The sequence below is a fragment of the Marinimicrobium sp. UBA4209 genome, from assembly GCF_002381585.1.
Taxonomy (GTDB): domain Bacteria; phylum Pseudomonadota; class Gammaproteobacteria; order Pseudomonadales; family Cellvibrionaceae; genus Marinimicrobium; species Marinimicrobium koreense.
The window spans coordinates 425-11830 of the sequence record NZ_DFTP01000057.1 but is presented as its reverse complement, the minus strand read 5'-3'; the positions used below and the strand labels follow the sequence as shown (position 1 = coordinate 11830).

10 protein-coding genes are annotated in these 11406 nt (G+C 59.5%); 5 read left to right on the top strand and 5 right to left on the bottom strand.

The features are described 5' to 3' along the window. Nucleotides 1-115: 115 nt before the first annotated feature. Both B3187_RS08450 and B3187_RS08445 read right to left on the bottom strand, forming a co-directional pair. The gene (locus B3187_RS08450) at nucleotides 116-967 is read right to left on the bottom strand and encodes a pirin family protein (protein ID WP_286805737.1); all 852 of its coding nucleotides are present in this window, start codon (nucleotides 965-967) and stop codon (nucleotides 116-118) included. Nucleotides 968-1011: 44 nt separating this feature from the next. Then, on the bottom strand, nucleotides 1012-1617 hold the full coding sequence (locus B3187_RS08445; RefSeq protein WP_123637328.1) for an FMN-dependent NADH-azoreductase: 606 nt from the start codon (nucleotides 1615-1617) through the stop codon (nucleotides 1012-1014). Nucleotides 1618-1747: 130 nt separating this feature from the next. Here B3187_RS08445 and B3187_RS08440 point away from each other — a divergent pair, with 130 nt between their 5' ends. Beyond that, nucleotides 1748-2635 carry a LysR family transcriptional regulator gene (locus B3187_RS08440; protein ID WP_286805734.1) on the top strand — a complete coding sequence of 296 codons (888 nt, stop codon included), beginning with the start codon at nucleotides 1748-1750 and terminating at the stop codon, nucleotides 2633-2635. Nucleotides 2636-2774: 139 nt separating this feature from the next. Here B3187_RS08440 and B3187_RS08435 read toward each other — a convergent pair whose 3' ends face one another. From B3187_RS08435 to B3187_RS08425, 3 genes are all read right to left on the bottom strand, one after another. Beyond that, nucleotides 2775-3023, bottom strand: coding sequence for a DUF4282 domain-containing protein (locus B3187_RS08435; protein ID WP_123637329.1), 249 nt, complete (start codon nucleotides 3021-3023; stop codon nucleotides 2775-2777). Nucleotides 3024-3323: 300 nt separating this feature from the next. Beyond that, nucleotides 3324-4706, bottom strand: a complete 1383-nt coding sequence (locus tag B3187_RS08430; protein WP_286805731.1) for a class II fumarate hydratase — start codon at nucleotides 4704-4706, stop codon at nucleotides 3324-3326. 74 nt (nucleotides 4707-4780) lie between these two features. Then, on the bottom strand, nucleotides 4781-5629 hold the full coding sequence (locus B3187_RS08425; RefSeq protein WP_286805730.1) for a fructosamine kinase family protein: 849 nt from the start codon (nucleotides 5627-5629) through the stop codon (nucleotides 4781-4783). 55 nt (nucleotides 5630-5684) lie between these two features. On the opposite strand from B3187_RS08425, the gene uvrB reads away from it, so the two are divergent. From uvrB to uvrC, 4 genes are all read left to right on the top strand, one after another. Then, nucleotides 5685-7688: an excinuclease ABC subunit UvrB gene (uvrB, locus tag B3187_RS08420; protein WP_286805728.1), complete on the top strand. Its 2004-nt coding sequence runs from the start codon at nucleotides 5685-5687 to the stop codon at nucleotides 7686-7688. Nucleotide 7689: 1 nt separating this feature from the next. Beyond that, entirely contained in the window at nucleotides 7690-8340 is a 651-nt protein-coding gene (locus B3187_RS08415) for an alpha-ketoglutarate-dependent dioxygenase AlkB family protein (RefSeq protein WP_286805726.1), read from the top strand. 361 nt (nucleotides 8341-8701) lie between these two features. Next, nucleotides 8702-9355 (top strand): response regulator, encoded by a 654-nt coding sequence (locus B3187_RS08410; protein ID WP_024460115.1) that lies wholly within the window; start codon nucleotides 8702-8704, stop codon nucleotides 9353-9355. Nucleotides 9356-9529: 174 nt separating this feature from the next. Further along, nucleotides 9530-11359 (top strand): excinuclease ABC subunit UvrC, encoded by a 1830-nt coding sequence (uvrC, locus tag B3187_RS08405; RefSeq protein ID WP_123637335.1) that lies wholly within the window; start codon nucleotides 9530-9532, stop codon nucleotides 11357-11359. Nucleotides 11360-11406 lie beyond the last annotated feature (47 nt).

The window sequence follows — 11406 nt, the reverse complement described above, 5'->3', positions numbered from 1 at the left end:
AGTTGGGCAACGGCGGATGCGCCTTTGGCTTATCCGCCCTACGCGAACTCTCGTGGTATCCGCCATTACCAAAACGCTGACGCATACGCTGTAACCGAACGTGATGCTACCGTAACTACCCGGCCAAACGCCCGGCCCGGTAATCATTGATCGCTTCCTCGATCTCCTCCGGGGTATTCATCACGAAAGGCCCGTACTGCGCAATGGGTTCCTGAATGGGTTTGCCGGCTAATACCAGCGCACGGGCTCCAGAATCCCCGGCGGTGATGGTCAGCGACTCACCATCGCTCAACACACCGGCGGCGCCGTTCTTCAGCTGCCGGGGTGGCTCGCCGATGGTCAGATCCCCTTCAAACACATACAGAAACGCATTCAACCCTTTCGGCAGTGCCTGCTCGAAGGTGGCACCTGCGGGCAACTGCACATCCCAGTAGCGCGGCTCGGTGCTCAGCCCCTGGATCGGGCCTTCCACCGTTTTGCCATCGGCAGTGACACTACCCGCAATTACCTTGACCTTGCCGCCATTGGCCAGCTCCAGGGTCGGGATGTCGCTGGCGGGAATATCCCGATAGGCCGCCGGCTTCATTTTCTCCGCCGCAGGCAGGTTCAGCCACATCTGAAAGCCGTGCATGCGACCTTCTTCCTGCTGGGGCATCTCCGAGTGAATGATGCCGCGCCCGGCGGTCATCCACTGGACGTCACCACTTTTCAGGTCGCCCCGGTTGCCCATGTGGTCCTCGTGCAACATATGACCTTCAAGCATGTAGGTGACCGTTTCAAAGCCGCGGTGCGGGTGAGACGGGAAACCGCCGATGTAGTCGTCCTTGCTCTCGGAGTTGAACTCGTCGAGCATCAGGAAGGGATCCAGACGCGCCTGCTGGCTTTGCCCCAGGCTGCGCTTGATCCGCACGCCGGCACCGTCGCTGGTGGCGAGGGCCGGAATCAGTTGTTGCAGTTGGCGTTGCATAGACACCTGCGACGGGTTGTTGCCCGTTGATCTGGGCCGCTGTATCAGGCAGCGGCCAATTCGGTAATTTCCTGCTCGGCACTGGAGAGCGCCTTCTTCTGGTTGTCTTCACCCATGGCCAGACCTTCGGCGTAGACGAAGTGGGTCTTGGTCAGGCCGATAAAGCCCAGGAAGGTGTTGAGATAACCGGTCTGGGAGTCCGCATCGGTGCCCTGATAAATACCACCACGGGCCGCAAAAATATACACCGGCTTGTCTTCCAGCAGACCTTCGGGGCCGTTACTGGTGTAGCGAAACGTTTCACCGGAGCGGGCAATGTGATCGAAATACGCTTTCAGCGTAGACGGCACGCCGAAGTTGTACATGGGCACACCGAAGACGATCACGTCCGCGCGCTTGAGCTCGTCGATCAACTGATCTGAATAGCTCACGATATCCTGCTGGGTGGCCGTGCGCTTCTCAGCCGGGGTGATGAAGGCGTGCAGGCGCTCCGCGTCCAGGTGCGGAATCGGATGGCGGGCCAGGTCGCGAACGATGACTTTACCCCCGGGGTTGTGCTCGCGCCAGCGCTGAACGAACTTGTTGCTGAGGGCGCTGGAATGGCCGTCGTCACCGGACAGGCTGCTGTTGATCTGAAGTAATGTCGCCATGTGAGTATCTCCTTTAGAGACTGTTGACTCGATGGGTCTATTAAATGATTTGACTAGCGAATGATAAATAGCGATATTTGGAAGAGTTTGATCGAATTATTTGATTGGTTGTATTTTGAGGGGACGGCCTATGGAACCGAAAGTGAGCCTGGATCAGTGGCGGGCCTTTATGGCGGTGATCGATGCCGGTGGCTATGCCAAGGCCGCCGAGGCGCTGGGGAAGAGCCAGTCGGCGGTGTCCTATGCCATTTCCCAGCTGGAAACCGCGCTGGGTGTGGCGGTGTTCGAGCTACAGGGGCGCCGGGCCGTGCCCACTCCGGCGGGTGATGTGCTATACCGGCGGGCCCGACATCTGCTGATGGAGGCGGAAAACCTGGAATCGGCTGCGACTCAGCTCTCTGCCAAGGTGGAGCCTCTGGTCAGTCTGGCGGGGGATGTGATTGTGCCGCCAGAGCAGGTGCTGTGCTGTATTGCCTCCTTTGCCCGGGAGTTTCCGGACACCCGGGTGGAGTTATACGAGTCCGTGATGAGCGGTACCGAGGATATGCTGATTCAGCATCAGGTGGATGTGGCAATCGCCGGGCGAGTGCCGGCCGGGTTCAATGGCGAGTATCTGATGTCGGTGACCTTTCGCGGGGTGACCAGCCCGGACCATCCGCTGCAGCATCTGGGGCGTCCGGTGAGTTACGACGATTTGCGCCACTACCGGCAGTCGATCGTGCGGGATTCGGGGATTCATCGACGGTATACCGAGGGGTGGCAAGAGGCCGAGCAGCGCCTGACGGTGAGTCACATTCGAACGTCACTGCACGCGATTCGGCTGGGGTTGAGTTATGCCTGGTTGCCCGAAGCTTACCTGAAGGACGATCTGGAGGCGGGGACGTTGAAGCTGATTCCGATGGAGACCGAGAGTAAGCGGGTGCATGCGCTTTATCTGATTTTTGCCGACCGGGAGTTGGCCGGGCCGGCGACGCGGCATCTGGCGGAGGTGTTGAAGCGGCAGTTGCCGGTGCAGTAGGGGGCGGGTTGAGTTACGGTGGATGCGTTGAGTTGGGCAACGGCGGATGCGCCTTCGGCTCCGAGGCGTCGGACCGATCCGCCCTACGCATAATTCCGGAGGCTTCATCGGCCGCATCCGCCGTAACCTGGTGTGACGATTATGGCTTATCGGCAATCGCCTTCAGGTTCTGATGAATCTTGAACAACACAATCAACAGCTCACACCAGATACGCACACCGAGGGTACCAAACACGATGATACCGAGACCGGCGAAAAACGATTGGCCAAACATCATGCCGATACCGCCCACCAGCACGCTGAGCAACAGCAACCAGTAGACAACGGTAATGATGCTCGGGGTCAGCATACGATCGAAAAAGAACAAGTCCTTGCCTGACACACTCATTATGATTTTCTCCAGATTGTTTAATTTTTAGCCCAAAAAAGTGTCGCATTTTCCGACACTTAGGTGAGTATAGAGGGGAATTTTTGTTTGGCAAGGTGTGGTGTTGCGTTTTGGTTGGGTTGCGGCGGATGCGCCTTCGATTCCGGGGCGTCGGACCGATCCGCCCAACGCGAATTTCGGTGGGTGCGGATGGTTGGGTTGCGGCGGATGCGGGCTTCGCCCTTATCCGCCCTACGCAGGGCTCCGCGGTATCCGTAGGGCGGATAAGCGAAGCGCATCCGCCGTATCCCAAGGCCAAATTTACCCCGGTAATCCGCCCTTGGTTAGCTTCGCCGGATCCAATAGCTTCTCCAACTCCTCCCGACCCAAATCCGTCTCCGCCTCCGCCACGTCAATAATGGGTCTCCCCTCGGCGTAAGCCTTCTTGGCGATGGCCGCCGCCTTGTTGTACCCGATAATGGGATTGAGGGCCGTCACCAGAATCGGGTTGCGGGCCAGGGCGTGCTGAAGGTTTTCCTCGCGCACGGTGAAGCTGGCGATGGCGCGTTCGGCGAGCACTTCGCAGCTGTTGCCCATCAGTTTGATGCTGGACAGCAGGTTGTGGGCCACCAAGGGCAACATGACGTTGAGCTCAAAATTGCCGGACTGACCCGCCACGGTAATGGCGGTATCGTTGCCCATTACCTGGGCGCAGGCCATGGCCACCGCTTCGGGAATCACCGGGTTGACCTTACCGGGCATGATGGACGACCCGGGCTGCAATGCCTCCAATTCAATCTCCCCCAGACCGGCCAGTGGACCGGAGTTCATCCAGCGCAGGTCATTGGCGATTTTCATCAGACTGACCGCCAGCGTTTTGAGCTGCCCGGAGGCGGCGACGGCAACATCCTGGCTCCCCTGGAGCGCAAAGAAGTTGTCCCCCGGTGCGCAGACCAGGCCGATATTCTCACTCAGTTGCCGGGCGAAGAGGCCGGCGAACTCCGGATGGGCGTTAACCCCGGTGCCGACCGCGGTGCCGCCCTGGGGGAGGGCGCAAAGCTGGTCGAGGCTCTGGTGCAGGCGCTGTTCGTTGCTCTCGATCTGGCTGGCCCAGCCCCGCAGCACTTGCCCAAAGGTGACCGGCATGGCGTCCATCAGGTGGGTCCGACCGGTTTTCACAACCTGGTCCAGCTCATGGGCCCGGTCCAGCAGGGTGGTGTGCAGGAATTTCAGCTCCGGCAGGAGGTGGTTGTTCAGGGCCAGGGCGCCACTCAGGTGAATGGCGGTGGGGATGACGTCGTTGCTGCTCTGGCTCATATTGACGTGATCATTGGCTCCGACCGCTTTGCCGCTCCGTTCGCTGGCCAGGTGCGCAATGACCTCGTTGACGTTCATGTTGGTGCTGGTGCCGGAGCCTGTCTGGAAAACATCCACGGGAAACTGGTCGTCGTGGTGCCCTTTGATGACCTCGTCGGCGGCACTGATGATCGCCTCGGCTAGGGGGTGTTCCAGCAGTCCCAGGGCGGTATTGGCCTGTGCGGCGGCTTTCTTGATCTGTGCGACGGCGTGAATGAAGGCCGAGGGCAGGGGGGTACCGCTGATATGGAAGTTGTTGATGGCCCGCTGGGTCTGGGCGCCGTAGCGGGCGCTGACCGGGACCTGCACCTCGCCCATGCTGTCTTGTTCGGTACGGTACTGCTTCATACGGGGCCTCCTGTTAGCGGTGTCCCTGAGGGATACGTCGGATCGTGAAAATAATTCACTTTAAATAAACGACTTTAAGTGTATCGACTAACTATCTGATTTACTTGTGCATGATAGCCGCCACCAAACAGATTCAGGTGGTTGAGCAGGTGGTACAGGTTGTACAGTGGCACCCGTTCCTGCCACCCGGAGTCGAGTGCATTCATCTGAGTATAGTGCTCGTAGAAGCCACCGGAGAAGCCGCCGAACAGTCGGGTCATCGCCAGCTCGGCCTCGGGCCAGCCCCAGTGGGTGGCGGGGTCGATCAATACCGGGTTCCCCGTTTCATCGCAGTGGATATTGCCGCCCCAGAGGTCACCGTGAATCAGGGCTGGGGCCTGCTCGGGGATCAGTTCAGGTAGCTTTCGACAAAGGGTTTCCAGCTTGTTCAGCTCCCGGCTGGAGAGAAGCCCCGCCGCTTCCGCCAGCCGCCCCTGATACATCAGGCGCTGTTCAGCGAAGAACGCGTGGCCATCAGTGGTGGCGGGGTTGGGTTGCGGGGTGCGACCGCAATAGTTGTCCATGGTAAAGCCGAAGTGCGGCGCGGGTTGGCGGTGCAGGGCGGCCAGCCCTTCGCCCAGGTCCCGCCAGTAATTTGGACCGGGACGCCCGTGCGCAATGTATTCCAGGGCGATAAACGTGGGCTGTGCGGTGATCACCTCCGGCACCCGTAGCGTATCGGTTGCCCGGAGGGCTTCCAGACCGGCGGCCTCGGCAAGGAAGAAATCCGCCGGTGCGGTGGCCTGTTGTTTGATGCACAGGTCCCGTCCATCCGTGGTAGTGATGCGAACGGTATCGCAGATATCGCCGCCGGAGAGTGGCTCCGTACGGGCGATGTCGGTGTCCAGTTCAGTTTTTAACCAATGTTTAATGGCGTCCATCATTTACCACCAGGGTATGCGTTACAATGTTTCTTTTGATCGTACAAAAGGCGTCTCAATGTCCAAGCAGTTTGTGGTTCAGAGCGATTACCAGCCCGCGGGCGACCAGCCGGCGGCCATTGCCGGGCTGGCCAAAGGCATCGATGCCGGCCTCGCGCACCAGACGCTACTGGGTGTGACCGGTTCGGGCAAGACCTTTACCATGGCCAATGTGATAGCCCAGGCCCAGCGGCCGACCCTGATTATGGCACACAACAAAACCCTGGCCGCCCAGCTCTACGGGGAGTTCAAGGAGTTCTTCCCCAACAACGCGGTGGAGTACTTCGTCTCCTATTACGACTACTACCAGCCCGAAGCCTATGTACCGTCTTCGGACACCTTCATCGAGAAAGACGCCTCGGTCAACGAGCACATCGAGCAGATGCGCCTGTCCGCCACCAAGGCGTTGATGGAGCGTAAGGACGCCATTGTGGTGGCGACGGTGTCGGCCATCTACGGTCTGGGTGACCCGGATTCCTACCTGAAAATGCTGCTGCATCTGGTGCGGGGTGATCAGGTGGATCAGCGCCAGATTCTGCGCCGTCTCGCCGAGCTGCAGTACACCCGCAATGACATGGACTTCCAGCGCGGCACCTACCGGGTGCGTGGCGATGTGATCGATATTTTCCCGGCTGATTCCGAGTTCGACGCCTACCGGGTGGAGCTGTTTGACGAGGAGGTGGAGCAGATTTCCGTGTTCGACCCCCTGACCGGCGAGGTGCGGGGCAAGGTGGCGCGAGCCACCATCTACCCGAAATCCCACTACGTCACCCCGCGCAGCCGCATGTTGGAGGCCATTGACCAGATCAAGGTGGAGCTGGAAGAACGCCTGAAACAGCTGCGTGAGAACGACAAGCTGGTAGAGGCTCAGCGCCTGGAGCAGCGCACGCGCTATGATCTGGAGATGATGCAGGAGCTCGGCTACTGCAATGGCGTGGAGAACTACTCGCGCTACCTCTCCGGCCGGGACGCGGGCCTGCCGCCGCCGACGCTGTTTGACTATCTACCGAACGAGGCGCTGCTGATTGTGGATGAGTCCCATGTGACCATTCCCCAGATTGGCGCCATGTTCAAGGGCGATCGCTCGCGGAAGGAAACCCTGGTGGAATACGGTTTTCGCCTGCCTTCGGCACTGGATAACCGACCCCTGCGGTTTGAAGAGTGGGAGCGGCTGGCACCGCAGATGATTTTTGTCTCGGCCACCCCGGGGCCCTACGAGGCGGAACACGCCGGGCAGGTGGTGGAGCAGGTGGTCCGGCCCACCGGTCTGGTGGATCCGGAAATCGAAGTGCGGCCAGCCACTACTCAGGTGGACGATGCCCTGTCCGAAATCCGTTTGAGGGTAGACCGGGACGAGCGGGTGTTGCTTACCGTACTGACCAAACGTATGGCCGAGGACCTGACCGAATACCTCGCCGAACACGGGGTACGGGTCCGCTACCTGCATTCGGATATCGATACGGTGGAGCGGGTGGAGATCATTCGCGACCTGCGTCTGGGCGAGTTCGATGTATTGGTGGGCATCAACCTGCTGCGCGAAGGCCTGGATATGCCGGAAGTGTCCCTGGTGGCCATTCTGGACGCGGACAAGGAAGGTTTCCTGCGTTCCGAGCGTTCGTTGATCCAGACCATCGGCCGGGCCGCGCGGAACCTGCACGGCAAGGCGATTCTCTACGCCGACCGCGTCACCGGCTCCATGCAACGGGCGATCGACGAAACCGAGCGCCGACGGACCAAACAGTTGGCCCACAATGAGGAACACGGCATTACCCCGATGGGTATTCGCAAGAGTGTGACCGACATTATGGAGGCGGGGCCGGTACCCGGGTCCGGCGCCCGTCGTCAGCGCAAAGAGGCTGTCGCGGAGAAGCGAGCCCGCTACGAGGTTGAGCAGGAGGGCGATCCCCTCAAGGCGGTGGCCAAGCTGGAGCAGGCCATGTACCAGGCCGCCAAGAACCTGGAGTTCGAAGAGGCTGCCCGCCTGCGGGATCAGATCGAAAAGCTGAAACACCGGGCTCTGTAATATGGCGGCGCAACAAACCTCGTTATTTGGTGACGTGGCGGACCCTGAACCGGAGGTATTGATCCGGGAGGACGGCGATGTTCGCCTGTATCGCAACTGGTGGACCCCAGAGGAAACCCGCCGGTTGTTCGACCAACTGCGCACTGAATTGGCTTGGCAGCAGACCCACATTCAGATGCACGGAAAACGGATACCGGTGCCCCGTCTGGATGTCTGGTATGGTGACCCGGGTCATCCGTATCGTTATTCTGGCGTCCGGTTCGACCCCGAACCCTGGACCCCGACCCTTGAGGCGATAAAAAGCGAGCTTGAGAGGCGACAGGGCTTGACCTTTAACAGCGTCTTGGCCAATCTTTACAGAACTGGACAGGACAGTGTGGCCTGGCATGCCGACGATGAGCCGGAGCTGGGTCGCAACCCGGTAATTGCCTCACTCAGCCTGGGCTCGGAGCGACGCTTTGCGCTCAGGCACAAAACCCGCAAGGATCTCGCGCCGGTTCGGCTGGATTTGCCCAGCGGTTCGCTGCTGGTCATGGCCGGAACCACCCAGCATTTCTGGCAGCACCAACTGGCGAAAACCGCCCGAGCCGTCGGACCAAGGATCAATCTGACCTTCCGAACGGTGTTTGGGCCGGGTGATGGGGGTTTATAATACGGGCTGATTCTGCGGATGCGCTTCGCTCCGATCTGTCGGGCCGATCCGCCCAATGGATGCTGCCGTGGCTCGCGCAATAACGGCGGATGCGGGCTTTGCCCTTATCCGCCCTACGGAGACTGCGGTGGTTGCGTAGGGCGGATAAGGGCAAAGCCCGCATCCGCCGTGACCTAATCGTTACCGCATGGATGTAATCGACAACAACTCTCGAGGGACCGAGCGTGAGACCGGTTCCCTCACGCCCCGCTAAAGTGCACCGGACGCCGGTGTCAGGAACCCCATAACAGACGTTTTGCCAAAAAAACGCCATAACAAAAATTGAATGTGTCAGGACCAAAAGCTGGGTTGGGGGCTAACGTTGACAAAGATTCTGGTAGTAGACGACCACGACCTGGTTCGCATGGGCATTGTGCGCATGCTGGCTGACGTGGACGGCTTTGATGTAGTAGGAGATGCCAAAAGCGGCGAGGAAGCCGTCACCAAGGCACGGGTGCTGGTGCCCGACGTTGTGCTCATGGATGTGAAAATGCCCGGTATGGGCGGTCTGGAAGCCACCAAAAAACTGCGGCAGATCAATCCCGAAGTGAAGATCATCGCGGTCACCGCCTGCGATGACAGTCTGTATCCCACCCGACTGATGCAGGCCGGCGCGGTCGGCTACGTCACCAAGGGGGCCGAATTCACCGAAATTACCGACGCCATCAACAAGGTGATTCGCGGTGACCTTTATATGAGTAACGCCATCGCCCAGCAGTTGGCCCTGAAAAATTTTGCCGGAGAAGGGGACACGTCCTCGCCGTTTGAGAAACTCTCCCAGCGGGAGTTGCAGACCGCCATGCTGATTGCCAATGGCCAGAAGGTGCAGGATATTGCCGATATTTTCTGTGTCAGCCCGAAAACGGTGAACAGCTATCGGTATCGGATTTTCGAGAAGCTCGATATCAATAGCGATGTGGAGTTGACCTTGTTGGCGGTGAAGCACAATTTCCTGGATCCGGAGGCGGTGGTTTAGATTTGGTTACGGCGGTTGCGGCGGATGCGGCCTTCGGCCTTATCCGCCCTACGCACACTGCCGTGGTCCGTGTAGGGCGGATAAGCGAAGCGCATCCGCCGTAACCACACCGACCGGCATCCGCCGTAACCCAAACCACGACATCCCCGCCAACCGGTGGTATTCTTCCCGCCCATGAACACACCTGATGTATTCGACCACAAACAATTCCTAGCCAACACCACCAAACAACCGGGCATCTATCAGATGTACGACGGTGGCGGTGAGCTGCTCTACGTCGGTAAAGCCAAAAACCTGAAAAACCGGTTGTCCAGCTACTTCCGCAGCTCCGGCCTGTCTCCGAAAACCGTGGCCCTGGTGGCGAAAATTCGTCAGATCGATGTGACGGTCACCTCGAGCGAAACCGAAGCGCTGATTCTTGAGCAGAATCTGATCAAATCCCACCGGCCGCCCTATAACATTCTGTTGCGGGATGATAAGTCCTACCCCTACATTTTTCTCTCCAGTGGCGAGACCTTTCCGCGCATCAGTTTTCATCGGGGCTCCAAGAAAAAGCGCGGTCACTACTTCGGCCCTTACCCGAATGTTGGGGCGGTGAAAGACAGCCTGAATTTTCTGCAGAAAACCTTTCAGGTGCGTCAGTGCGAGGACAGTGTGTTCAAAAACCGCTCGCGCCCCTGTCTGCAATACCAGATCAAACGTTGCACCGCGCCCTGTGTGGATTACATCAGCCCGGAAGACTACGCCGACGATGTGCGCCACACCCGCATGTTTTTGAGCGGGGATAGTGACACCCTGATGAAGGAGCTGGCGGACCAGATGGACGCCGCGTCCCAGGCGCTGGAGTTTGAGCGGGCGGCGGCGCTGCGAGATCAGATCACCGCGCTGCGCTCCATTCAGTCCCAGAATCTGATTGAAGAGGGGTATGGCGATCTGGATGTGGTGGCCGCCGTGCTGCAGGCGGGGTTGATCTGCGTGCATGTGTTGTTTGTTCGCCAGGGGAGAATTCTGGGCAGTCGCAGCTACTATCCGCAGGCGACACTGGCGGATTCAGAATCCGATGTCCTGACCGAATTCCTGCCACAGTTTTATCTGGCGAGCGAGGGCCGGGAAATCCCCCGGGAAATTATCACCAGCCACCCGGTGGCGGAGGCTGAGCTGATTGCCCAGGCGCTCAAGAGTGCCTCGGGTCGCCAGGTGACGGTCACTGACAAGGTGCGCACCCATCGTTCCCAGTGGGTGCAAATGGCGACCACGGCGGCCCAGCAGAATCTCACGAGCCGGGTAAACAGCCGTAAGAACAGTATGGACCGCTTTATTGCCCTGCAGGATGCGTTGGGTCTGGACGAGATGCCCCAGCGATTGGAGTGTTTCGATATCAGTCACAGCAGCGGTGAGCTGACCCAGGCGTCCTGTGTGGTGTTTGATACCAACGGTCCGCTGAAGTCCGATTATCGCCGCTTCAATATTGACGGTATCACCCCCGGTGACGACTACGCGGCCATGGAGCAGGCGCTGCAGCGGCGCTATACCCGGTTGCAGAAAGGCGAGGGCAAGCTGCCGGATATTCTGATTATTGATGGCGGTAAAGGTCAGCTCGGTAAGGCCGAGGCGGTACTGGCGGAGCTGGGTGTGAACAATGTCCAGTTACTGGGTGTGGCCAAAGGCACTACGCGCAAGGCGGGATTCGAGACGTTGTATTGGGCGGAGAGCGGTAAAGAGATTGTGATGTCGAGCGATTCGCCGGCGCTGCATTTGCTACAGCATATTCGCGATGAGGCGCACCGGTTTGCGATTACCGGACATCGCCAGCGGCGGGACAAGAAGCGGCGCACGTCCAGTCTGGAGGGGGTGCCAGGGGTGGGTGCCGGCCGCCGTCGGGAGCTGTTGCGTCATTTTGGTGGGCTACAGGAGGTACAGAAGGCCAGCGTGGCGGATCTCGCCAAGGTGCCGGGAATCAGCAAACGCCTGGCGGAGGAAATTTACGGCCATTTTCATGGGTAATGGTGGTTATATGACGTCCGGTTCGGCCCGGGGTATACCGCTTCGCG

Bases quoted from the DNA above. Each gene is read 5' to 3' on its own strand.
- uvrC (WP_123637335.1), top strand. From the start codon at position 9,530: ATGAACACACCTGATGTATTCGACCACAAACAATTCCTAGCCAACACC.
- B3187_RS08425 (WP_286805730.1), bottom strand. From the start codon at position 5,629: ATGATGGACGCCATTAAACATTGGTTAAAAACTGAACTGGACACCGAC.
- uvrB (WP_286805728.1), top strand. From the start codon at position 5,685: ATGTCCAAGCAGTTTGTGGTTCAGAGCGATTACCAGCCCGCGGGCGAC.
- B3187_RS08430 (WP_286805731.1), bottom strand. From the start codon at position 4,706: ATGAAGCAGTACCGTACCGAACAAGACAGCATGGGCGAGGTGCAGGTC.
- B3187_RS08445 (WP_123637328.1), bottom strand. From the start codon at position 1,617: ATGGCGACATTACTTCAGATCAACAGCAGCCTGTCCGGTGACGACGGC.
- B3187_RS08415 (WP_286805726.1), top strand. From the start codon at position 7,690: ATGGCGGCGCAACAAACCTCGTTATTTGGTGACGTGGCGGACCCTGAA.
- B3187_RS08450 (WP_286805737.1), bottom strand. From the start codon at position 967: ATGCAACGCCAACTGCAACAACTGATTCCGGCCCTCGCCACCAGCGAC.
- B3187_RS08440 (WP_286805734.1), top strand. From the start codon at position 1,748: ATGGAACCGAAAGTGAGCCTGGATCAGTGGCGGGCCTTTATGGCGGTG.
- B3187_RS08435 (WP_123637329.1), bottom strand. From the start codon at position 3,023: ATGAGTGTGTCAGGCAAGGACTTGTTCTTTTTCGATCGTATGCTGACC.